The organism is Pleomorphochaeta naphthae, from assembly GCF_055396005.1.
The window spans coordinates 1,699,901-1,722,865 of the sequence record NZ_AP042457.1 but is presented as its reverse complement, the minus strand read 5'-3'; the positions used below and the strand labels follow the sequence as shown (position 1 = coordinate 1,722,865).

Below are 22,965 nucleotides of genomic sequence, written 5' to 3'. Positions count from 1 at the left end.
CTTTTAAAGAAAGGTCTTTATCTTGAAATAAGATAGAGACCTTTTTAGTTGTTTTATAATTTATTGAGATTTAAATAATCACAAGGTAGAAAGTTTAAATCTATTAAAAATAGAAAAGAAAGTAAATCTCTAATACTAAATGAAGCAAATTAATAACTTTATTCAATAATGAATGATACAATAAAGCAAATCATTACAATTAAGCTATAATAAAAATGAACTTTTGTTGTATTTCTTATACCTAAGTTTTTATAATTTCTAACATTGTTAATAGCTTTTATAGCGTATGGTAGAGTTACAAAACTAATTAAAGAATAAATAGGGAAATATCCTAAAACAACATAAATGGTTGTTAAAATATAGACACCAACCACCAAAGAAATAAAAATAAATTTACTTAATTTATCTCCAATCCTAACAGTCATAGTTCCCATAGCAAATTTTTGGTCTCTCAAAAAATCTCTCATTTCATTACTAATCATAAGAGCAGGGATTAAAAAAGAGGTTGGTAGGTTAATTAAAATAGGTGTCCATGCAAAAGAACCAGCTATAGCATAATAAGAGCCTAAACTCATAAGTGGCCCCATTAAAATGAAAGAAAGAGGAACTCCAAGCCCTCTCCTTTTATAAACAAAAGGCTCTCCTGTGTAAGCATAAGATCCAATGATTCCAGCTAGACCTATAACTAACATCCATATATTTGTTCTATATATTAAATATAAACCGATAGCGCTAGCTAATAGTAGAACTCCAATACCTGAGATAAAGACAAAAACATCAAAGTAACTGCGTTCCATCTTCAAAAATCTCATCGTTTTAGTTCCTTGGGGAGGATATTTAAAACTTCCTTCAAAAAAGTCATTAATTAAGTTTGCTCCAGCTTGTGAAGCTAAACCAGCAATCATTATTATAGTAACTAGAAATACCATATAAGAAGTGCTCTGTCCTTCAAAATACCCATTTATATATGCAGCTATGATACCAAAGGCTGTTGATGCAAAAGCTAGGCTAAGAGAAAAAACCCTTAAAGCTATCCAATAATTTTTTATAAATGATTTAACTTGTTTCATATTTTATAATTTTTTGTCCTTTCAATGTTTGTCGTTGTTGTTAGTTTGTATCATTCACTTTATTTTAGGTCAAGTCTCTTAACTGCTGAATTTAATTAGTTTTATATCTATATTAAACAGTTTATTTTCTAAATTTATAGTAAATAAAATAGATTATGAGGCTTTGTTATTATGTTATAGTCTTGAAACAATTAATAGTTTTAGTATATTTTTAGATACAATTATATCTATTTACAAAAAGGAATAAAAATGAAAAATAAACTTATAATCAGCATATTATTGATTGTATCTCTACTTAGTATTAGTTGTTCTAAAGAAGAAACAAAGGCTCTAAACATAGGGTTGATGCCAGCAGTTGATATAGCTCCCATTATGTTAGCTGAAAAAAATGGGTATTTTGAAGATGAAGGTTTAGAAGTAAACCTACAAATTTTCTCAAATGCACAAAATAGGCAAACAGCCTTACAAACTAATGAAATTGATGGGGCAATGACAGACTTAGTTGCACTAATTACAAATAATGCAGAAGGATTTGGTCTAAAAGGAATTTTTGCAACAGATGGTATGTTTCCATTATTAGTAAATCCAAATTATATTGACGACAAAGATATCAAAGTTGGAACTATGGAAATTAGTGTTTCAAATTATTTAGTAGAACAATATCTTAAAGATGAATATAATTTTGAAAAGATTTTTATTAATTCGATACCTACTCGTTTAGAAGCAATTAGTACAGGTGAAACTGAAAGAGGATTAATTCCAGAACCTGTTGCATCAGTTGGAGAGATGAATGGTTTAATTAAAATAGTTTATGATGGTATTCCAAGTGAGAGCCTTGATATATTAGCATTTACAGATAAAGCCATATCAGAAAAATCTAAATCCATAGAGCTATTTACTAAAGCTTATGCTAGAGCTGTAGAAGATATTCAAAAAGATCCATCTTTAGCAAGAGATGTATTGATGGAAAATATATCAACACTTCCACCTCAAGTTAGAGATTCAATAACCTTACCTGAATATAATGAACCAACACTACCAAGTGAAGAGTTTGTATCTGAATTAATTGATTGGACTGAAAATTTAGTAGGAAAAACATATGATATTACTGCAGATGATATCTTAGATGGAAGGTTTGTAAAATAATGATAAACATAGAGAAGGCATCTTTTTATTATGATTCAAAACCAGTATTTAAAGATATAAATCTAAGGATTGAAGGTAGAAATAATATAAGTATAGTTGGCCACAGTGGATGTGGTAAAACAAGCCTTCTCTATTGTATTAAAGGATTGAAAGAACTTTCACAAGGTACTATAAAGCTAGATAGAATAAGGCAAGAAGATATTGGCTTATTATTCCAAGAGGATAGACTTTTACCATGGAAAACTGTAAAAGATAATATTTTATTAGGCTTAGACAAAAACCTGCCAGTACAGCAGTACATAGATATGGTAGGGCTCAGTGGTCATGAAAATAAATATCCTTCCCAGCTAAGTGGTGGTGAGAGGCAGAGAGTAGCACTCTCTCGCGTATTAATTAGGCATCCAAAGCTTTTACTTTTAGATGAACCTACAGCTAGTTTAGATGAATTAACAAAAGAATCTCTTCAAGATATAATTTTAAAGTTATCAAAAGATCTTGAAATGAGTTTTATTCTTGTTACTCATCATATAGAAGAAGCAGTATATATGGGGGATAGAGTAATAGTTTTTGGCCAAGAATTAATAGATATTGATACAAAAGGCACCGATAGACTAAGCAAACAATATTTTGAAAATGTTAAGAAAGTTAGATTAGCATTTAAAGGAAGAGGAAATGAATAAAGGTTATTTTATTAAAGGGGCATTATTATTGTTAATACCTTGGTATATCTTAGCTTTTAGCATTTCCATGCCAATTATACCTTTTCCTCATTTAGTTTTAAAAGAAGTTTTTACAGAGTTAATTAGAGGACAAGTTTTAATACATCTATTAGTTAGCCTTTATAGAGTATTAACAGGCATTTTATTAGCCTTATTAATTGCTATTCCTTTAGGAATATTAATGGGATTGAAAAACTCTGCAAACAAATTATTAACTCCAATTATTTACCTATTTCAACCAGTGCCCAAAATAGCATTGTTGCCAATTTTTTTAGTGTTATTTGGTATAGGTGATTTAAGTAAAATTTTAATAGTATCAATGGTTATATTTTTTCCATCAGTTTTGATGATAAAAGATAGTGTTGCAGAAATTAATTATAATTTTGTAGAACTAGCAAAAGCATATCACTTAAGCAACCATCAAGTTCTAGTAGATATAATCTTTCCTAGCATCTTGCCAAGCATTTTTTCTACCTTAAGAATATCAGTAGGCATTAGCTTATCTGTATTATTTTTCAGTGAAAATTTTGCCACCGATTATGGAATAGGCTACTATATTATGAACAGTTGGATAATGGTTAATTATCTACAAATGTACACTGGGATAGTATTTATAAGCCTTTTGGGTATTTTCTTATATAAAACAATAGAAATAATAGAAAAGAAAACAATGCCATGGAAACTTGTAACTCCTAGTAATAGAAGTTAATACAAAAACTTTTATTAATTATATAAAAAGTATAAAAACTCCAAGAACAGATACTAAAGTTCCAATAACTTCTAAGGATTTTATCTTCTTCTTTTGAACAATTAATTCATACATGAGGATAAAAATTGGACTTATTTGTGCAATAGCAGTAACAAGACCTACTGGGGCGAAATTAAAAGCATATAATAAAACAGTTATTCCAATAATAGGTCCACTAATAGTAGCTAGAAAAAGCAAAGATAGATTTTTAGCAGAATTAAAAGCTTTAAAGTCTTTAAGAAATTCTTTCCTAAAAAAATGAGAAAATAAAGCAGCAGCTACAAAACCTCCAATTATCCTAATTGAATTTGTCCCTAAAGGCCCAAGAGTTGAAAGAGCACTTTTAGCTAAAATATTAGAAACGGATTGTGAAATAGCACCAAGAAAGGCAAAAATTATACCCTTAGTTAAGTTGTTGTTTGTTTCTTTAATATTTTTATCTTTACTTAATACTAAAATAATAATTCCACTAATTGTAATTAGGGATGCAACCATTTGAATAACTGTTAGAGATTCCTTGAAGAAATAATAAGATAAAATAGAGTGAAAGATAGGATTCAATGTCATAATTACCATTGATTTCCTAGCCCCTATATTAGTGTAAGCCCAAAAAGCAAAAGAATCACAAATAAAATATCCTATGACTCCAGATAATAATAAAATTATCCAAGTGTGGATTGGAGCAAATAAAAAATCAGAGCCTTCTGTTAAAAATGTAAGAATTAATATAAGAGGGAAAGCAATCCAAAGTCTTATATGTACTGTAGCTCTTGTTGAAACATTTTTCCCTAAGTAGGAAAAAATTAAAGACTTTTCAGCAGATGTAATTGCTACAATTATAGCAAGAATTTGACCAAACAAAAGGTTACTCATATTATATTGTCCCAAATGAAATTTAGAAGTAGGATAGAGGCTTTGAATTATAATTTCAATAATATTTGTAAAAGTATTCTTATTAATATTATTTTTAATAATGTTTAGACTAAAACACTATTATAAGTTATTAGTAAAGAAGAATAACTTAATGTTTGGTTGAACGGTATTAATGAGAACTAAAATATAAGGTGACATTAAAATTATATAATATTTTGTAATTAGAGTTAAAAAAAGGGCCTATAAATTATAAACCCTAATATCTAAACTAAAAAGAAAAGTCATCAATGACAGCTCCGAATTGCCATCTATCCCATTCATCTAGTTCAGTGTCAACAACATAATCATATCTAATTACATGGTGGACATAGCCTTCTGCTACATCTGAATTTATACCTTCAGCAACATATAAATATTTAGATGAATTAGCTGTTATATTATCTCCATATCCTTTATCTGTTAAAACGAGATCAACATAATCTCTTGAGTAGTCATAAGTAGACGTTGCTGACATATTTTCATCTAAAAGATATAAATCATCATCTATTTTTAGATATAATTTGTTTCCAGTGTTGAGATAAATAGAATCATTTTCAATAGCAATACCCATAACTCCAGCATCAAGGTCATCTAAAGATACAGCAGTTATAAAATTCTCATCGGTATCATCTAAGGCAAAATCAATTATTATATAGCCTTTAAATTCATCACTTGCAATATATAATTTTGTTGAGTCATAGACCATATCTATATATCCTACTGCCAAATTTAAGTCAAGAAATTCTGTTAAGTCATATTCAACACTAGTATTTATATCAATAGTATCTGTTGAAGAAACGTAATCAAATTGTATAATCTTATCTTTATTTCTATCTGCTACAAACATCTTATCATCTGCTATAAGAATATTAACAGGTTGTGAATCACCTTCAAAGGAGTGAGAAGAAGTAGTTATTGAAGATACATTATATTTAGTTATTTTTTCTTGATTTAAGTCAGATACCCAAAAATTTTCTCCATCAATTGTTGCTAACCCATGTGGTGTAGCACATATACTTATAATGTAACTTTTATTTTTAAGATCTACAATTTTACCCTTCTCCCAAGATGCGAGATAAATATTGTCATTTTCATCTCCAGCTAAATTAACCTCAACCATGCCATAAAATAAATCAGGCCCTCCACCATCTCCACCTATACTTCCTTGCAGCAAATTATTAATCAAAGGACAAGAAGTCATTATTATAATAGTAGAAATAGTAATTACAATTAAACTAATGCTTTTTTTCATGTTCAACCTCCAAAACACAATTACTTATTTATATACTACCATATATTTCTAAAATATTAAAAATAATATACATAATATTATGAACTGGTTCGCCTTTTTTAGACAAACTTAATTTTACTTAATCTAGTATACCACATTATCCAAAAGTTAAAGTTGTAATTATGCAACTTTAGCTTTGCCTTTTCCAGGAATTATGTAATGGCCTTTCCTCAAATACTTATTATATTGATTAGGAGTCATTTTACAAATATCCCATTGGTATCTTTCATTATTGTAATAATTCATATACTCATTAATACAATATTTTAATTCTTCAAATTTATTACATTCTGTAATATTTATCTCATCTTTCATATGACCAAAAAAGCTTTCTTGCGGCGAATTATCCCAGCAGTTCGCACGTCTACTCATAGAGCGTTTAATATTATACTTCTTTAATTTTCTTCTATATTCTCTTGCAGAGTAATGTACACCCTGGTCACTTGTGATAATAACATGTTTACTTAATTGGCTTCCATATCTATCTATTAATTGATCAACAGTTTCTAGTACAAACTCTTCTCTTAAATTATCTGACAATACAAATGATAATACCTGTTTTGTACAAGCATCTCTTATTACTGATAAATAGGCTTTTTTACTTCTATTAACTCCATAATACATATAAGTAATATCTGTTGTTAATAACTCTCCAGGTCCATAATCTCCCCATTTTCTTTGAACTCTATTTTTAGCATAAGTACTTGTTTGTGTTGCTTTAAGCATTTTTCTATATGGGTTAGCTTTCCTAATTGGACAAAATAATCCATATTTTTTCATCAATCTTCTTATCTTTTCTAAGCTCATCTTATTTGGTGTATCTCTTAGTACCATATAGATTTGTCTAGAACCTTTCTTAAACTTTCTATGCTTATAGACATTTAATATTATATCAAATGCAGATCTATCTTTTGACTCTCTTGCATCACGATTATCTTTAGAATTAAGCCAATAGTAATAACCAGCTCTTGATATTGCCGCTACCCCACATAATTCTTCAACTGTTAATAGATTATCCGGATCTAGCAATTGTGCTTGTATTATTTTCTTTTTTTCTTCCTTCTCTGCTGTCGCGATAGTGAATATTTTTCCTCTATCATGATGTTTTTTTTTAGAAATTCCAACTTTTGATTTAGTTTTTTAATTTCTAATTCTTGAGCTTTTAATTTCTCTTCAACAGATATTGGTTCTTTAATTCTAGGTCTTCCTTTATTATTAACTCTAGTGTCTTCAAATCCATTTGCTCTTGTAGCCTGTCTTTTAACATTATTAGTTAATCCATAAATTCTCTCTCGATTAATAATATCTAAATCAAAACCTAAAGCAAGAAATATATTTTCTGGTGATTGGCCACCTTGATATCTTCTCCAAAATTCCTTTTTAAATTCCAAAGTATATTTAATTGATTTTTCACTAACTTTTTCAACATACTCATTTGCTCTTAATTTAGCAATTTCTTCTTCACTAAAGTACCTTTTACCCATCTAAATCTCCATCAAGACTAGTATACCATAACTAATCTTTTCTAAATATATGATTCAATGTGGTACTTAGGGGCGATTAAGTTTTATTTAAATGTCTAAACTTTCCGTGCCGGTTCAATTAGATTGATGTATATTATTTAAAAATAAATAAGATTATATTATTATATTTTTATACAACTTAAATAATAAAAAAAACTGTAAAACTATATATAAGGCTAATTAATAAAATAAACATTATGCTATTTTAGGAAAATTAATTTAGGCTTTTACGATTTAAATCAGGACAGTTTCCAAAAAGATAGAAATATATATTTATAAAAGTACTTCTATTTGGAGTGTTTTAAAATTTACACAAATTAACTTTTTAAACTAATTTTGACAAAATAACCTTTTCAGTAAAAATTTTAAAAAATATTAATTTATTTTAAATTAAATCTTTCATTTATAAATAAAATGACATATAATTTTGTTATATAAGATTAACAATTTAATAGAATAAAACAATAGGAAAAAAGTAGATAAAATTTTAAAAAATAATAAATTATCAAATAACATTACAATTTCAACTAATATTATTTAATCAACTAATAGAATTATGAGTGATAATTTTGAGGAGAGCGGTTTTGCTAAACAAAAGAATTGAGAAGTTAATTCAAGAGCCATTTATTTCTAATTATACAACTGTTGTCTCTTCAAAAAATAAAGATGTTGTAAAATTACAGTTAAACAAAAAGTTTGGTAAAGGTTTTATTATCATGTATGAAATATTTCCTAATGTTTTTATTTTTTATAATAACTACAGAGAGTTAAATCCTACTTCAAATTATATGGAAACAAAATACAAAGAAAATGCTTTAATTGTTAGTCATTGTTTATCTGGAAATTCAAAGCTTAAACTCAAGGATAATACAAGTATTGATTTTAAAAAAAATGTTAGTATCTATTTTTCAGGAAGATGCTTATTAGAAACTGTTAATAAAGATATTAATGAGTTAGAGCATATATCATTATTTTGTTATTGTACTTCATTATATGAGCTTGGAAGGCATTTTTCGCTTGAAGAGGTCGTAATTAAGGATTATTTAAATCAATTGTGTAACATGGGGAAAATTCTTGTTGGTAAAACTGATCCACATACAAGTAGATTACTTATAGAATTTGAAGCTTTTAGAAAAGAAGAAAATTTTCCTATGTTGAAGATAAAAGGTATAGAATTGTTTATAGATACTATAATAAATTATCAAAAATATAAAAAAATTGCTCAAATAAACTATAATCCAGATATTATAAATAAAGTTGAAAGAATTAAATATTTTTTGGAAAGCAACTGGACACAAAATTATACAATAGTAGAATTGTCAAAAAAATTTAATATCTCTCAAACCTATATAAAAACACTGTTCAAATATTTATATGGAATGGGGCCCTCTAGTTATATAAAGAATTATAGATTAGAAAAGGCAAAAGAAATGCTTAAATCACCTAATGTATCAATAATTGATGTATCTTTTTCCATTGGTTATAGTAATCCAAGTCAATTTTCTCATGACTTCAAATGTAAATTTGGTATTCTCCCCTCTAAATACAAAAATAGAGTTTAAGTTAAATTTGTCTAAATTGTATAAATTTATGACTATTTTTGTTAGAAGTGATTAACATTTTATGATAACTTTATCTTGAATTAATTATTGGGGGGCTCATGCAAAAAAGTAGTAAATTTAAGATATATAGTTTAGAAAATTCCTCTAAATTTTCTAATCAAATATTCCATATCCCAAAATGCCATAATTTAGATAAATAATTAAATAAAGTTGCTTAATTGGGGGGAGAATGAAAAATAGTTATGCAATAAAAAATAGTAATAATGATTTGTTAATATTATATAGAAAACACAGAGCTAAAAAACGATTATTTGTAATTATATTAATTCCAACAGTAATAGTTTTAATTGGTATAACAATAACCTTTGGTTCTGCTGATATTAAGTTTTTAGATATATATAAAATAATTTTTAAAAAGATTTTCCCTTCCTTATTAGTAGATGCAGATTTAAAAACTAGCGAGTTAATAATATGGAAAATCAGGTTGCCTAGGACTTTGATGGGAGTATTAGTTGGCCTTGCTTTAGGCTCATCAGGTGCTGTAATGCAAGTAATTTTAAAAAATACGTTAGCAGACCCTTATATGTTAGGAATAAGTTCGGCTGCAGGATTTGGAGCATCTCTTGCAATAATATTTGGTATAGGATTTTTTAGTGGACCTTTTTTAATAATAGGGAATGCCTTTATCTTTTCTTTAATATCAACCCTTTTAATATTAATAATATCTTTGAGAAAAGATTCGAATTCACAGATGATGATATTAAGTGGTTTAGCTCTTCTATTCTTTTTTCAAGCTTTAACAACCTTGATTCAATATTTTGGAGATTCAGATGCTGTCAAATCAGCAGTGTTTTGGACAGTTGGAGATTTAGGTAAAGCCGATTGGATAGATTTGAAGATTACAACTCCAATTGTTATAATTTGTTATTTTTTATTAATTTATAAATCTAGCGATTTAAATGTTATGAATACAGGAGATGAATCAGCTCAATCTCTTGGGATAAATGTTAGAGGTACCAGAATTTTTACAATGATTGTTTGCACAATTATGGTTGCAACAGTTGTAAGTTTTACAGGTACTATTGGTTTTATTGGGCTTGTTTCGCCTCATATAGTAAGAATGCTTGTAGGAAGCGATAATAAAGTTTTAGTCCCATCCTCAGGCTTGGTAGGAGCTGTGTTTTTAGTAGTTGCAGATAGTATAGCTAGGACAGTTTTATCTCCAATATTACTACCAGTTGGAGCTATAACAGCGTTTTTAGGAGTACCTTTATTTGGTTATTTAATAATAAAAAGACAAGGAAAGAGCATATGATAATAGAGGTTGATAATCTTAACTTTTGCTATGGTACAAAAGAAATACTAAAAAATATTAATTTTATAGTTGGTAGAGGAGAATTAATTTGTATTATTGGTCCAAATGGATCTGGTAAAAGTACCTTAGCAAAATGTATAGAAGGGTTACACAAACAATCTAGTGGAACCATCTTATTTGATGGAAAAGATTCAAGGGCATTTTCTAAGTCAGAGATAGCTAAAAAAATAGGATATGTTGCACAAAATAACGATCAACTATTTGGGGATATAGTTTTTGATACAATATTGTTGGGAAGGAAACCATATTACTCATATAGTCCAAACGAAAAAGACATAGAGATTGTTATTAAAGTTATCCATGAACTAGAATTAAATGATTTAGCAATGAGACGCTTTGATAGCCTTTCAGGAGGACAACAGCAGAGGGTGATAATAGCTAGGGCGCTCGCACAAGAACCAGAGGTATTACTTCTCGATGAACCAACATCTGCACTCGACATCGCTCATCAATTAGAAGTAATTAACATTCTCTCAACTTTAATTAAAGAAAAAAACATTTCTACAGTTATGGTTATTCATGATTTGAATATGGCAAGTAGGTTTGCAAGTAAAATAATAATGTTAAAGGATGGTGAGATTTATTCACAAGGAAAGCCTCAGGAAACTTTGACACAAGCCTCATTAAAAGATGTATATAAGGTTGAGGCTAAAATACATGAAATAGATGGGGTTGTTATGGTCAATCCTATAAATAGAATAAAATAATTTGGGAGAATTATATGAAAAAAATGCGTAAACATATTTTGTTTTTTATATTAAGTTTATTCACACTAAATATTATTGCAGCTCAAGGAGTTGAAGAGGATATATCCTTATCTAACAAAGATGATTCTAAAAGTTTTACTGTAACAGATATATTAGGTCGTGAAGTTACATTTAATAAACCAGTAGAAAAAGTTGCTTTTACCCATATGGCTACAGGAGAAGCAATTAAAGTACTAGGGGGCTGGGATATGGTAGTAGCTCGTGATGGCTATACAAATGATGGTAGTGTTTTCCCTAATTTAGAAGAAATCCCTACTTTGACACCTATAATGGGTTCTCCTTATACAGATATAAATATGGAATTATTATATCAATTAAATCCTGATGTGTTGATTCTAGAAGTTATTCCAATGCCAGGTTTAGAAGATTTGATAAGTAAATTAGATAAAATTATTCCAGTTGTCTGTGTAAAAACTTTTTTGCCTGAAAAAGTAGAATTTAGTATGGATGTATTAGGTAAGGTGTTAGGAAAAGAAAATGAATCTAAAGATTTCATAGAATGGTATAATAGCATTATAAATAGATTATTAGATAAAACAGGAAAACTTAGTGAAGAAGAAAAACCAGTGGCATTTTATAAAATGGGATATGGTGATGTTGAAGATTTAATGTCATTTAGCGATGAACAAGACTTTGTTCCTTTAAGAAATAAAGCAGCAGGGTTTATAAATTATACAGCTAACACTCCTTCTCAAGGAGGATGGGTGACATCATTAAATCCTGAATGGATTGCCTCTAATGATTTCGATATCCTTTTTATAAATGATCCAAATCCTAGCATGTTTGGACTTAATGTAACAGATACCACACCAATACAAAATCATATAGATCAGGTAAAAGCAATAGACTGTCTAAGTGAAAGTTCAGCTGTGAAAAATAAAAGAGTATATATGATAAGTTCTGATCTAACAGCCTCTCTAAGGATGTTTATTAGTTTTGCATATTATGCAAAAGCATCCCATCCTGATTTATTTAAAGATATGGATCCAGATGAAATTCATCAAGAATATTTAAATAAATTTTTAGGTTTAGATGTAGATTTATCTGAGAGCGGAGTTTTCTTTTATCCAAAAGTAAAATGATAATATTATGATTGTATCTATCAAGCGATTATTTTTTATTATTAGAAAAGTCTTTTTTTATAAATAGAATGTTAGCTATAACTAATAAACATAAAAAATATTTTGTATTAAATTTAAACTATAAATATTTTATGTATAAGATTTTAAATAAAAATTAAGAATAATATTTTAATTAAATATTTTTGAAATAAAGTTAGAATGAGCTAATAAAAATTAGAATTTATTTTTATTATTAAGTCTTATAAAAGTAAGAAAAATAAATATATTTGGGAGGTGAAATAAATGCGACAAAAAAAACAATTAATAGTTTTTTTGTTGATAGGTGTTTGTGTTATTAATTTTTCTTTTGCAAAAGGCGAAAAAGAAGTTGTAAATAATTCAATTCAAAATACTTTAGTTAAGGGGCAAGATAATCAGTATGATTGGCTAATTGCTGATACAGATGATTATATAACACTTATCGATAGTTATGATAATCAAGTAACAATAAAAAAACCTATAAGAAAAATTATAGTACATGATATGGGGTCAGCTTTATCTTCCATAAGAGCATTAGATGCACAAGATTTAGTTGTAGCAAGTAATTCGTATGTTAAAAAAAATGCTACATTTTTCCCTAAATTATCAAAATTACCAATTATTTCTGAAGATTCTCAAGCAGTTGATTCAGAATTGATTCTTCAATTACAACCTGATTTAATTTTATCAAGACCTTTTTATCTTGAACAATTAAAAGATGTTATCACCTCGGAAATACCAATAGTTCAATTAACTTTTAATTCACTAGAATCTTATAAAAAGCTTGGTGCAATTTTAGATAAGGAAGCTGAAGCAAATGAATTTATTAATTGGATAAAAAGCTATACTGATATAATTGAGAGACGAATTTCAACATTAGATTATGAAGATTACCAAGAAGTCTTTGTCTACTACGGTGGAGAATATGGACTCAGTGATCCTCCACCATATGGAACTTTTGGTAAAGATAATTTTTTAAGGAATGATTTGATTATGGCAGCTGGGGGTAAAAGTATTACCTCTAATATACCAGGGGATTGGATTGATGTAGATCCCGAGTGGATTATTAAACAAAATCCTCCTCTAATAATACGGGAGTGCTATGTTTACAAAACAAATCCGGAATTAGGTTATGGGATAAACAATGAAACAAATGCAAATAATTTAATCAATAATATTTTAAATGAGCAAGTTGCTTTTGAAAACAGTGATGCAGTAAAAAATAAGAATGTACATTTAATATATGGAGATTTAATCGAAGATTCTTGGTTTATAAGTCTTGTTTACTTGGCAAAATGGTTTCATCCAGATCTATTTAGTGATTTAGATCCAAAAAAAATGCATCAAGAATATTTAACAAGATTTCAAAAACTTGATTTTGATTTAGAAAAACAAGGCCTTTTCACATATTCAGCAATTGAAGGAGAATATTAAAATGTCAACGAAAAAAAAATTTGTATTAAAGAGACTAATGCCTTATATGGAGAAGAAAAAAATCCTTCTACCCTTAGCCTTAGTTTTATCTGCTATTTCTGCAGTTTTAAATATAATACCATTTGTCTTAATATGGGTTATTGTTAGAAGTATATTATCAACAGGTTCACTATTTGATATTCAAAATCTTAGTTTTTATGCTTGGATGGCTTTTATAAGTGCATCTTGTGGTATTATTTTATATTTTTTAGCTCTCATGAGTTCTCATCTAGCAGCATTCCATGTTGAAGTTGGTATTCAAAAAATTGGGATGAAAAAAGTGTTGAATATGCCTTTAGGATTTTTTGATAAATATTCAAGTGGAAAAATTAGAAAAATTATTAATGATGGAGCAGGGACTACTCACACCTTTTTAGCTCATCAACTTCCTGATATAGCAGGAAGTATTATTTCTCCCATAATTTTAATTGCTTTAATTGTTTACGTAGATTGGAGGATGGGAATTGTTTCTCTTATTCCTATTCTATTGGGCTTTGTAACAATGAGTTTTATGGTAAGTAATAAAGGTAAAGCCTTTCAAAAGCAATATTATGATTCACTAGAAGAAATGAGCTCTGAATCAGTTGAATACATTCGAGGTATTCCAGTTGTAAAGACATTTGGACTGTCTATTTTCTCTTTTAAACGTTTTTATAATAGTATTATTAAATATAAGGATATGGTTTATGCCTATACTGTACTTTGGCAAAAACCGATGTCTTTCTATACTGTCATTATGGAGAGTGCTGCATTCTTTTTAGTTCCAATTGGAATTTTACTCATTGGTAGATCAAATAATCTTGCTTTAGTTTTATCCGACTTTGTTTTCTATATATTAATATCTCCAATTTTTACATTATTATTAATGAAATCTATGTATTTCAGACAAAATATATTAATAGCTGAACAAGCAATAGATAGAATTGATAACTTATTAGATTATCCTACAATGGATTTTTCTCAAGCTAATAAAAAAATTGAAAATTTTGATTTAGAATTTAAAAATGTAAGTTTTTCATATGATAAAAGTGATAAAAAAGCAGTCGATAATATTAGTTTTACTTTAAAAGAAGGTCAGACAATTGCACTTGTTGGACCATCTGGAGGAGGGAAAACTACCATAGCTCGATTAGCTGCAAGATTTTGGGATATTGATGAAGGTGAAATTTTAGTTGGAGGTGTTAATATTAATAAAATGCCAAAACAAGAGCTTATGGACACTATTTCATTTGTATTCCAATCAACAAATTTATTAAAAGGTTCTTTAAGAGAGAATATCTTATTTGGTAATGAATTAGATAATGAACAAACTCTTAATAATGCTATTATAAATTCGCAATCAAAAGAAATAATTGATAATTTACAAGAGGGCTTAGAAACTCAAATTGGATCTCAAGGGACTTATTTATCTGGAGGAGAACAACAGAGAATAGCTCTTGCAAGAGCAATGGTAAAAAATGCTCCAATTTTATTATTAGATGAAGCTACAGCTTTCGCTGATCCTGAAAATGAGCATTTAATTCAAAAGGCCTTAAAAGACCTTAGTTCTGGAAAAACAACTCTGATGATTGCTCACCGTCTAACAACAGTTAAGGATGTAGATAAGATCTTAGTTATTAAAGATTCTAAAATTGTTGAACAAGGTACTCATAAACAACTGTTAAAGAAAAATGGTTTGTATAAAACAATGTGGGATGAATATCAACAATCAATCGATTGGAAAATCTCTACAAAAGAAATCATATAAAGGATGGACAAAATGATTAATTTTTTTAAAGAAAAATATGCACTTTCTCAAAAAGGTGCAAAAGATTTTGTGCTTTCAATTGCTTGGACAATCATATTGGATTTATCTTTTATGCTTCCTGTAATTTTTAGTTTTAAATTTATTCAAGATTATTTACCTAAATTGCTTCATAATGAACTGGTTCGCCTTTTTTAGACAAACTTAATTTTACTTAATCTAGTATACCACATTATCCAAAAGTTAAAGTTGTAATTATGCAACTTTAGCTTTGCCTTTTCCAGGAATTATGTAATGGCCTTTCCTCAAATACTTATTATATTGATTAGGAGTCATTTTACAAATATCCCATTGGTATCTTTCATTATTGTAATAATTCATATACTCATTAATACAATATTTTAATTCTTCAAATTTATTACATTCTGTAATATTTATCTCATCTTTCATATGACCAAAAAAGCTTTCTTGCGGCGAATTATCCCAGCAGTTCGCACGTCTACTCATAGAGCGTTTAATATTATACTTCTTTAATTTTCTTCTATATTCTCTTGCAGAGTAATGTACACCCTGGTCACTTGTGATAATAACATGTTTACTTAATTGGCTTCCATATCTATCTATTAATTGATCAACAGTTTCTAGTACAAACTCTTCTCTTAAATTATCTGACAATACAAATGATAATACCTGTTTTGTACAAGCATCTCTTATTACTGATAAATAGGCTTTTTTACTTCTATTAACTCCATAATACATATAAGTAATATCTGTTGTTAATAACTCTCCAGGTCCATAATCTCCCCATTTTCTTTGAACTCTATTTTTAGCATAAGTACTTGTTTGTGTTGCTTTAAGCATTTTTCTATATGGGTTAGCTTTCCTAATTGGACAAAATAATCCATATTTTTTCATCAATCTTCTTATCTTTTCTAAGCTCATCTTATTTGGTGTATCTCTTAGTACCATATAGATTTGTCTAGAACCTTTCTTAAACTTTCTATGCTTATAGACATTTAATATTATATCAAATGCAGATCTATCTTTTGACTCTCTTGCATCACGATTATCTTTAGAATTAAGCCAATAGTAATAACCAGCTCTTGATATTGCCGCTACCCCACATAATTCTTCAACTGTTAATAGATTATCCGGATCTAGCAATTGTGCTTGTATTATTTTCTTTTTTTCTTCCTTCTCTGCTGTCGCGATAGTGAATATTTTTCCTCTATCATGATGTTTTTTTTTAGAAATTCCAACTTTTGATTTAGTTTTTTAATTTCTAATTCTTGAGCTTTTAATTTCTCTTCAACAGATATTGGTTCTTTAATTCTAGGTCTTCCTTTATTATTAACTCTAGTGTCTTCAAATCCATTTGCTCTTGTAGCCTGTCTTTTAACATTATTAGTTAATCCATAAATTCTCTCTCGATTAATAATATCTAAATCAAAACCTAAAGCAAGAAATATATTTTCTGGTGATTGGCCACCTTGATATCTTCTCCAAAATTCCTTTTTAAATTCCAAAGTATATTTAATTGATTTTTCACTAACTTTTTCAACATACTCATTTGCTCTTAATTTAGCAATTTCTTCTTCACTAAAGTACCTTTTACCCATCTAAATCTCCATCAAGACTAGTATACCATAACTAATCTTTTCTAAATATATGATTCAATGTGGTACTTAGGGGCGATTAAGTTTTATTTAAATGTCTAAACTTTCCGTGCCGGTTCACAACTCAAGTAATTCATTAATTAATAATAATATCTATTTAATAATGGGAATAAGTTTTTTTGTCATAATGTTTGTTATCGCATATTTTCAATACAACTCAACATATACAAAAATTTATGATGAAAGTGCAAAAAGTAGAATAAGTCTTGCTGAAACGTTGAGAAAATTACCTTTAGCATATTTTGGAAAAAAGGATGTTGCAGATTTAAGCTCAACTATTATGGAAGATGAGACACAAATTGAACAGTTGTTTTCACATACAGTCCCACAACTTTATGGGGCGATTGTTACTACGTTTATTATGGGGATACTTCTATTTATTTATAACTGGCAATTAGCTCTTGCTACATTTTGGGTTGTTCCTATTGCAATATTAGTATTTTATCTTTCAACAAAATTTCAAAAAAAAGCACATGTGAGATTGTATTATCTAAAAAGAGATATTACAGACAGAATTCAAGAATCTCTAGATTGTGCTCAAGAAATTAAAGCATATAATAGAGAGACTTATTATTCAAATATATTAAACTCCAAATTAGATTCCTATGAAACTAATTTAATAAATAATGAACTCTTGATTGGAGCTTTTATTAATCTTTCCTATGTTTTCTTAAAATTAGGTCTTCCAAGTGTAATTTTAACTGGAGCTTATCTTCTTTCAAAGGGAACAATTAGTATTTTTGTATACCTTGTCTTCTTAGTAGTTTCCGCTAGAATATATAATCCTGTAATGGGGGCCTTAGATAATTTTGCTGCTCTTATCTATCTAAAGGTACGTATAAATAGAATGAAAGATATGAAAAAAATGCCAATGCAAGAAGGTTCAAAAACATTTAATCCTAAAAATTATGATATTAAATTTAATAATGTAGATTTTGCATATCAAAAAGGTGTTCAAACTTTAAAAAATGTTAGTTTTACAGCCAAACAAGGACAGATTACTGCTCTAGTTGGGCCTTCAGGAGGAGGAAAAAGTACTGTAGCAAAATTGTCAGCAAGATTTTGGGATATAGATAAGGGCATTATTACACTAGGGGGACAAGACATTTCAAAAATAGATCCTGAAACATTATTATCTAAATTTGCGATTATATTTCAGGATGTCACACTTTTTAATTCTAGCGTAATGGAAAATATTAGACTTGGAAAGAAAGATGCGACTGATGAGGAAGTAATACAGGCAGCAAAACTTGCTCAATGCTCAGATTTTATAGAAAATCTTCCACAAGGATATAATACTTTAATCGGAGAAAATGGTGAAAGACTTTCAGGAGGAGAAAGACAACGTCTTTCGATTGCTAGGGCAATTTTAAAAGATGCCCCAATTATTTTGATGGATGAAGCTACTGCTTCTCTAGATGCAGAAAATGAGACTAAAATTCAAAATGCACTAAGTACTTTAATAAAAAATAAAACAGTATTAATTATTGCACATAGAATGAGAACTGTCTCTAGAGCTGATAAAATCATTGTTATAAAAGATGGAAGTATCGTTGAGATGGGAAGCCCTGAATCTTTGCAAAAAAAACAAGGTTATTTTGCAAAAATGGTAAAAAATCAGATTCAAAATTAAGAAATACAGCTTGAAATTATTATTTATTAAATCACAAATCCCCAGTTAATTAATGCTAGGGATTTGTTTGTTTTCTGATAATGTTTTAAAAAATCATAAAAAATAAAAAATATCATATTTTGCCAATCATAGTTCACTTTAAAAGTGTTTTCTCTCTTTTGTACCATCAATTATGTTTTTTTATATAAAAATACAAAGTTTTATATAAAAATAACCAATTAGCAATGATTTTTTGTTGACGGCAGTTTGATTAGTATGTTATAAATACTTTGAAGATTCAAAGTTAGGAGTTTTAAAAGTGAAAAAGAGATTATTCAAAATAACCTTATTATCATTATTATTAATAATGGTATTTACTGGATGCAATAAAGAAAATAATGAAGAAGAAAAATCATTTAGCATAGATAATAAAATGAAGATTGTTGCTACCACACAGATGATTGGAGATGTTGTATCAGAAATCGGAAAAGATAGAGTTGATGTATATACAATGATGGGACCGGGTGTTGATCCTCATTTATACAAAGCAAAGACAAGTGATCTAACAAAACTAAATGAAGCTGATCTAATCATCTATAATGGAATTCATTTAGAAGCAAAAATGGCAGATGTTTTAGAAAAATTATCAAGTTCTAAAAATATTCATTCAATTGAAGAAGGGTTAGATGAAAACAATTTGATAACTATAGATGGGGCACATGATCCTCATATTTGGTTCGATGTTCAAAATTGGATTGTAGCTAGTGATGTGATAAAAAATGCTTTAATTTTGACAGATCCAGATGGTAAAGAAACATTTCAATTAAACTATGATAATTATGTTGCAAAACTTGAACAATTAGATAGTTATGTTAAAGAACAAGCTCAAAAAATTCCGAAAGACCAAAGAATAATCGTAACAGCTCATGATGCTTTTAATTATTTTGGTCGAGCCTATGACTTTGAAGTTAAAGGGCTTCAAGGAATAAGCACAGTTGATGAAGCTGGAACTTTAGATGTAAAAAATCTAGCTGATTTTATAACTGAAAATAAAATTAAAGCATTATTTGTAGAATCTTCCGTATCACCTAAAAGTATTCAAGCTCTTCAAGCGGCAGTTGAAAGTAGGGGATGGCAAACAAAAATTGGTGGCGAGCTTTTTAGTGACGCTATGGGAGATGCAAATACTTTTGAAGGAACTTACATAGGTATGGTAACTCATAATATAGATACTATTGTAGCAGGTTTGCTTGGTGAATAAAGAAAAAGGGGGAATGTTATGGATAAAAATTGGGCTATAGATGCTGAAGATATTACTATCGCTTATCATGATAAACCTGTAATTTGGGATGTCGATATGCAAGTTCCAAAAGGGGTGATGATGGCAATAATAGGGCCTAATGGTGCAGGTAAATCAACTTTAATTAAAGGTCTTTTAAATCTTATCCCATTAACTGCTGGAGAGGTAAAAGTTTTCGGTGATTCATATAAAAATATGAGAAAAAAAGTTGGCTATGTTCCACAAAGGACAGCTGTAGATTGGGATTTTCCCACTACAGTACTCGATGTTGTTTTGATGGGAACATATGGAAAACTTGGCTGGATTAAAAGACCTAGAAAACAAGAAATTATTTTAGCCCATGAAGCTATTGAAAAAGTAGGAATGAGTGAGTTTGCTAATCGTCAAATAAGTCAATTATCAGGTGGGCAACAACAGAGAGTTTTTTTAGCAAGAGCTTTAACACAAAATGCAGAAATATATTTAATGGATGAACCTTTTCAAGGGGTAGATGCAACAACAGAAAGAGCAATTATCGCCATATTAAAGGAATTAAAAAATTCAGGTAAAACAGTTATTGCCGTTCATCATGATTTACAAACAGTTCCAGATTATTTTGATTGGGTTACTTTATTAAATGTAAGAAGAATAGCAGGGGGACCTGTAAAAGACGTATTTACTAAAGAGAATTTAAGAAAAGCATATGGTGGTAGGATTTCTTTCTTAGAAGACAAGAGTGAATAGAGGAGATAATAATGTTTGATGGACTTTTTTATGATTATACTTTACGAATTGTTTCTTTAGGTGCCCTCTTGCTTGGAATTACTTCAGGAGCATTAGGCTCTTTTGCAGTGCTTAGAAAGCAAAGTCTTTTAGGGGATTCGATTTCACATGCAGCCTTACCTGGTATTGTTTTGGCTTTTATGATAACAGGTAGTAAAAATTCTTTTGTTTTATTAATAGGTGCAGCCATAGCGGGGTGGATTGCAACTGTTTTTATTCTTTCGATTATCAGAAATACTAGAATAACAAGTGATGGAGCACAAGGTACGATTTTAAGTGTTTTCTTTGGTTTAGGCTTATTACTATTAACTTATGTTCAATCAAAACCTAATGCCGCTCAAGCTGGTCTAGATAAATATCTATTTGGACAAGCTGCAGCACTTCTTCCAGAGGACATTAAATCATCTGCAATATTAGGTGGTATTTCAATTGTAATAATGATAGTGATATGGAAAGAGTTGAAATTACTAACCTTTGATCCAGATTTTGGACAATCATTAGGTTTTAGTGCTAAATTGGTAGATTATTTGATAACTGCCCTAATTGTAATAGCCATTGTAACGGGTTTACAAACTGTCGGTGTTATATTAATGAGTTCAATGTTAATAGCACCGGCGGCAGCAGCAAGGCAGTGGACAAATAAATTGGGTGCAATGGTAATTTTATCTTCAACTTTTGGGGCAGTAGCTGGACTTGTAGGAGCTATTATTTCTTGCATAATACCAAATTTACCAACTGGTCCAAGTATAGTATTAAGCCTAACAGCAATTGTAATAATATCCTTATTATTTGCACCAGAGAGAGGTGTTATATCTTCAATGATAAAACGATATAATAATAGATTTAATTTCTCACTTCAAAAAATACTATTGATATTATTAGATCTAGAAATACTTCATGGTGGTGAACATAGGGCTCATGATAGTCATACAATAGCTTATGCTCAAAAAACAATTAAGAATGTAGATACAGCACTTATTGCTTTAGAGCAAAAAGGATTAGTTTTAAGAGATACAAGGGGGAATTGGTTGCTTAGTGATGAAGGAAGAAATAAGGCTAATTTAATTAAAAAGGGTGGTTCATTATGATAGTAGAAATTTTAATTATTGCAGTACTCGTTTCTGTTGCATGCGCCATTCCTGGTGTATTTTTAGTTTTAAAAAAAATGTCTTTAATTAGTGATGCAATAAGTCATTCTGTATTATTAGGTATAGTTGTTGGATTTATGTTAACACATTCACTATCTTCACCTTTGTTATTTATCTGTGCAGTAATTACGGGGTTATTAACTGTTTTCCTATCTGAAGTTTTAGTTAAATCAAAACTGGTTAAAGAAGATGCGGCAATAGGAATCGTTTTTCCAGCTCTTTTTAGTATTGGTGTAATTTTAGTTAGTAGATACACAGGCAATGTTCACTTAGATACTGATGCAGTACTTTTAGGTGAGTTGATATTTACACCTTTAGATAGAATAACATTTATGGGTAGGGATTTTGGCCCTAGGATGATTTGGGTAATGTCGATAATATTAATTATTAATTTAGCAGTTCTTTTTCTTTTCTTTAAAGAACTTAAACTTGCAACTTTTGATAAAGGATTATCAGCATCATTAGGTTTTTCACCTATATTAATTCAATATATCCTCATGGTTGATGTTAGCATAACTACAGTTGGAGCATTTGATGCAGTTGGATCTATTTTAGTTGTAGCACTTATGATAGTTCCAGCGGCAACAGCATATTTGTTAACTGATAATTTAAAAATTATGGTAATTCTATCTATAGTAATAGGAATTATATCTTCATTCTTAGGAATTGCTTTTGCATGGATAATTGATGCATCGGCATCTGGAGGAATGGCAGTGATGGTTGGAATTATATTCTTTATAACCTTTTTGTTTTCACCATCAAGAGGTCTTATTGTACTTAGAAACAAGAGAAAAAATCAAAAAATTGATTTCGCTGTAAAAATGCTTTTAGTTCATTTACTACACCATTCCGATACAGAAAGTGCTTCAGATGAATGTCGTGAACAGCATTTATTAGAACATATTAATTGGGAACCCCGATTTGCAAAACAAGTAGTTCAAAAAGCTAAAAAAGATGCACTTGTAAAAGAGAGTGAAGGTATCTTAATATTAAGTGAAAATGGAATAAGCATGGCTCAAGAGTCAATGTTGGGGTAA

General features: G+C 28.9%; 22 protein-coding genes. 15 read left to right on the top strand and 7 right to left on the bottom strand.

The window, feature by feature from the left end:
- Positions 1 to 158: 158 nt before the first annotated feature.
- On the bottom strand, positions 159 to 1,070 hold the full coding sequence (locus ACZ5SO_RS07850; RefSeq protein ID WP_464627817.1) for a UbiA family prenyltransferase: 912 nt from the start codon (positions 1,068 to 1,070) through the stop codon (positions 159 to 161).
- 249 nt (positions 1,071 to 1,319) lie between these two features.
- On the opposite strand from ACZ5SO_RS07850, the gene ACZ5SO_RS07845 reads away from it, so the two are divergent.
- The 3 genes from ACZ5SO_RS07845 to ACZ5SO_RS07835 are packed head-to-tail and all read left to right on the top strand — an operon-like array spanning position 1,320 to position 3,644.
- Positions 1,320 to 2,216 (top strand): ABC transporter substrate-binding protein, encoded by an 897-nt coding sequence (locus ACZ5SO_RS07845; RefSeq protein WP_464627816.1) that lies wholly within the window; start codon positions 1,320 to 1,322, stop codon positions 2,214 to 2,216.
- Positions 2,216 to 2,896, top strand: coding sequence for an ABC transporter ATP-binding protein (locus ACZ5SO_RS07840; protein WP_464627815.1), 681 nt, complete (start codon positions 2,216 to 2,218; stop codon positions 2,894 to 2,896). The genes ACZ5SO_RS07845 and ACZ5SO_RS07840 overlap by 1 nt, the downstream gene beginning before the upstream one ends.
- Positions 2,889 to 3,644, top strand: a complete 756-nt coding sequence (locus tag ACZ5SO_RS07835; protein WP_464627814.1) for an ABC transporter permease — start codon at positions 2,889 to 2,891, stop codon at positions 3,642 to 3,644. The genes ACZ5SO_RS07840 and ACZ5SO_RS07835 overlap by 8 nt, the downstream gene beginning before the upstream one ends.
- Positions 3,645 to 3,662: 18 nt before the next feature.
- On the opposite strand, the gene ACZ5SO_RS07830 is transcribed toward ACZ5SO_RS07835, so the two are convergent.
- The 4 genes from ACZ5SO_RS07830 to ACZ5SO_RS07815 form a co-directional block, all read right to left on the bottom strand.
- Positions 3,663 to 4,556, bottom strand: a complete 894-nt coding sequence (locus ACZ5SO_RS07830; protein WP_464627813.1) for a DMT family transporter — start codon at positions 4,554 to 4,556, stop codon at positions 3,663 to 3,665.
- 268 nt (positions 4,557 to 4,824) lie between these two features.
- Complete coding sequence (locus ACZ5SO_RS07825) at positions 4,825 to 5,847, bottom strand: NHL repeat-containing protein (RefSeq protein WP_464627812.1); 1,023 nt, start codon at positions 5,845 to 5,847, stop codon at positions 4,825 to 4,827.
- A 159-nt stretch (positions 5,848 to 6,006) separates the two neighbouring features.
- The gene (locus ACZ5SO_RS07820; protein ID WP_464626030.1) at positions 6,007 to 6,915 is read right to left on the bottom strand and encodes an IS3 family transposase; all 909 of its coding nucleotides are present in this window, start codon (positions 6,913 to 6,915) and stop codon (positions 6,007 to 6,009) included.
- Between the two features lie 11 nt (positions 6,916 to 6,926).
- Positions 6,927 to 7,370 (bottom strand): HTH domain-containing protein, encoded by a 444-nt coding sequence (locus ACZ5SO_RS07815; protein ID WP_464626031.1) that lies wholly within the window; start codon positions 7,368 to 7,370, stop codon positions 6,927 to 6,929.
- 623 nt (positions 7,371 to 7,993) lie between these two features.
- On the opposite strand from ACZ5SO_RS07815, the gene ACZ5SO_RS07810 reads away from it, so the two are divergent.
- From ACZ5SO_RS07810 to ACZ5SO_RS07780, 7 genes are all read left to right on the top strand, one after another.
- A complete protein-coding gene (locus ACZ5SO_RS07810) occupies positions 7,994 to 8,971 on the top strand; it encodes an AraC family transcriptional regulator (RefSeq protein WP_464627811.1) in 978 nt (325 codons plus the stop codon).
- Between the two features lie 229 nt (positions 8,972 to 9,200).
- On the top strand, positions 9,201 to 10,286 hold the full coding sequence (locus ACZ5SO_RS07805) for a FecCD family ABC transporter permease (protein ID WP_464627810.1): 1,086 nt from the start codon (positions 9,201 to 9,203) through the stop codon (positions 10,284 to 10,286).
- A complete protein-coding gene (locus ACZ5SO_RS07800; RefSeq protein WP_464627809.1) occupies positions 10,283 to 11,053 on the top strand; it encodes an ABC transporter ATP-binding protein in 771 nt (256 codons plus the stop codon). Before ACZ5SO_RS07805 ends, ACZ5SO_RS07800 begins: the two co-directional genes overlap by 4 nt.
- Before the next feature lie 14 nt (positions 11,054 to 11,067).
- The gene (locus ACZ5SO_RS07795; protein WP_464627808.1) at positions 11,068 to 12,195 is read left to right on the top strand and encodes an ABC transporter substrate-binding protein; all 1,128 of its coding nucleotides are present in this window, start codon (positions 11,068 to 11,070) and stop codon (positions 12,193 to 12,195) included.
- A 282-nt stretch (positions 12,196 to 12,477) separates the two neighbouring features.
- Positions 12,478 to 13,647: an ABC transporter substrate-binding protein gene (locus tag ACZ5SO_RS07790; protein ID WP_464627807.1), complete on the top strand. Its 1,170-nt coding sequence runs from the start codon at positions 12,478 to 12,480 to the stop codon at positions 13,645 to 13,647.
- 1 nt (position 13,648) lies between these two features.
- Positions 13,649 to 15,433 carry an ABC transporter ATP-binding protein gene (locus ACZ5SO_RS07785; protein ID WP_464627806.1) on the top strand — a complete coding sequence of 595 codons (1,785 nt, stop codon included), beginning with the start codon at positions 13,649 to 13,651 and terminating at the stop codon, positions 15,431 to 15,433.
- Between the two features lie 12 nt (positions 15,434 to 15,445).
- The gene (locus ACZ5SO_RS07780; protein WP_464627805.1) at positions 15,446 to 15,628 is read left to right on the top strand and encodes a hypothetical protein; all 183 of its coding nucleotides are present in this window, start codon (positions 15,446 to 15,448) and stop codon (positions 15,626 to 15,628) included.
- 57 nt (positions 15,629 to 15,685) lie between these two features.
- Here ACZ5SO_RS07780 and ACZ5SO_RS07775 read toward each other — a convergent pair whose 3' ends face one another.
- Positions 15,686 to 16,594 (bottom strand): IS3 family transposase, encoded by a 909-nt coding sequence (locus ACZ5SO_RS07775; RefSeq protein ID WP_464626030.1) that lies wholly within the window; start codon positions 16,592 to 16,594, stop codon positions 15,686 to 15,688.
- Positions 16,595 to 16,605: 11 nt separating this feature from the next.
- On the bottom strand, positions 16,606 to 17,049 hold the full coding sequence (locus tag ACZ5SO_RS07770) for an HTH domain-containing protein (RefSeq protein WP_464626031.1): 444 nt from the start codon (positions 17,047 to 17,049) through the stop codon (positions 16,606 to 16,608).
- A gap of 91 nt (positions 17,050 to 17,140) precedes the next feature.
- Between ACZ5SO_RS07770 and ACZ5SO_RS07765 the strand changes: the two genes are divergently transcribed.
- The 5 genes from ACZ5SO_RS07765 to ACZ5SO_RS07745 all read left to right on the top strand — a co-directional run bounded on the left by ACZ5SO_RS07765 (position 17,141) and on the right by ACZ5SO_RS07745 (position 22,965).
- A complete protein-coding gene (locus ACZ5SO_RS07765) occupies positions 17,141 to 18,739 on the top strand; it encodes an ABC transporter ATP-binding protein (RefSeq protein ID WP_464627804.1) in 1,599 nt (532 codons plus the stop codon).
- Positions 18,740 to 19,037: 298 nt separating this feature from the next.
- Positions 19,038 to 19,979, top strand: coding sequence for a metal ABC transporter solute-binding protein, Zn/Mn family (locus ACZ5SO_RS07760; protein WP_464627803.1), 942 nt, complete (start codon positions 19,038 to 19,040; stop codon positions 19,977 to 19,979).
- An 18-nt stretch (positions 19,980 to 19,997) separates the two neighbouring features.
- Positions 19,998 to 20,741: a metal ABC transporter ATP-binding protein gene (locus tag ACZ5SO_RS07755; protein ID WP_464627802.1), complete on the top strand. Its 744-nt coding sequence runs from the start codon at positions 19,998 to 20,000 to the stop codon at positions 20,739 to 20,741.
- A gap of 11 nt (positions 20,742 to 20,752) precedes the next feature.
- Entirely contained in the window at positions 20,753 to 21,868 is a 1,116-nt protein-coding gene (locus ACZ5SO_RS07750) for a metal ABC transporter permease (RefSeq protein ID WP_464627801.1), read from the top strand.
- On the top strand, positions 21,865 to 22,965 hold the full coding sequence (locus ACZ5SO_RS07745) for a metal ABC transporter permease (protein WP_464627800.1): 1,101 nt from the start codon (positions 21,865 to 21,867) through the stop codon (positions 22,963 to 22,965). The genes ACZ5SO_RS07750 and ACZ5SO_RS07745 overlap by 4 nt, the downstream gene beginning before the upstream one ends.

Bases quoted from the DNA above. Each gene is read 5' to 3' on its own strand.
- ACZ5SO_RS07850 (WP_464627817.1), bottom strand. From the start codon at position 1,070: ATGAAACAAGTTAAATCATTTATAAAAAATTATTGGATAGCTTTAAGG.
- ACZ5SO_RS07845 (WP_464627816.1), top strand. From the start codon at position 1,320: ATGAAAAATAAACTTATAATCAGCATATTATTGATTGTATCTCTACTT.
- ACZ5SO_RS07840 (WP_464627815.1), top strand. From the start codon at position 2,216: ATGATAAACATAGAGAAGGCATCTTTTTATTATGATTCAAAACCAGTA.
- ACZ5SO_RS07835 (WP_464627814.1), top strand. From the start codon at position 2,889: ATGAATAAAGGTTATTTTATTAAAGGGGCATTATTATTGTTAATACCT.
- ACZ5SO_RS07830 (WP_464627813.1), bottom strand. From the start codon at position 4,556: ATGAGTAACCTTTTGTTTGGTCAAATTCTTGCTATAATTGTAGCAATT.
- ACZ5SO_RS07825 (WP_464627812.1), bottom strand. From the start codon at position 5,847: ATGAAAAAAAGCATTAGTTTAATTGTAATTACTATTTCTACTATTATA.
- ACZ5SO_RS07815 (WP_464626031.1), bottom strand. From the start codon at position 7,370: ATGGGTAAAAGGTACTTTAGTGAAGAAGAAATTGCTAAATTAAGAGCA.
- ACZ5SO_RS07805 (WP_464627810.1), top strand. From the start codon at position 9,201: ATGAAAAATAGTTATGCAATAAAAAATAGTAATAATGATTTGTTAATA.
- ACZ5SO_RS07800 (WP_464627809.1), top strand. From the start codon at position 10,283: ATGATAATAGAGGTTGATAATCTTAACTTTTGCTATGGTACAAAAGAA.
- ACZ5SO_RS07795 (WP_464627808.1), top strand. From the start codon at position 11,068: ATGAAAAAAATGCGTAAACATATTTTGTTTTTTATATTAAGTTTATTC.
- ACZ5SO_RS07790 (WP_464627807.1), top strand. From the start codon at position 12,478: ATGCGACAAAAAAAACAATTAATAGTTTTTTTGTTGATAGGTGTTTGT.
- ACZ5SO_RS07785 (WP_464627806.1), top strand. From the start codon at position 13,649: ATGTCAACGAAAAAAAAATTTGTATTAAAGAGACTAATGCCTTATATG.
- ACZ5SO_RS07780 (WP_464627805.1), top strand. From the start codon at position 15,446: ATGATTAATTTTTTTAAAGAAAAATATGCACTTTCTCAAAAAGGTGCA.
- ACZ5SO_RS07770 (WP_464626031.1), bottom strand. From the start codon at position 17,049: ATGGGTAAAAGGTACTTTAGTGAAGAAGAAATTGCTAAATTAAGAGCA.
- ACZ5SO_RS07765 (WP_464627804.1), top strand. From the start codon at position 17,141: ATGTCTAAACTTTCCGTGCCGGTTCACAACTCAAGTAATTCATTAATT.
- ACZ5SO_RS07755 (WP_464627802.1), top strand. From the start codon at position 19,998: ATGGATAAAAATTGGGCTATAGATGCTGAAGATATTACTATCGCTTAT.
- ACZ5SO_RS07750 (WP_464627801.1), top strand. From the start codon at position 20,753: ATGTTTGATGGACTTTTTTATGATTATACTTTACGAATTGTTTCTTTA.
- ACZ5SO_RS07745 (WP_464627800.1), top strand. From the start codon at position 21,865: ATGATAGTAGAAATTTTAATTATTGCAGTACTCGTTTCTGTTGCATGC.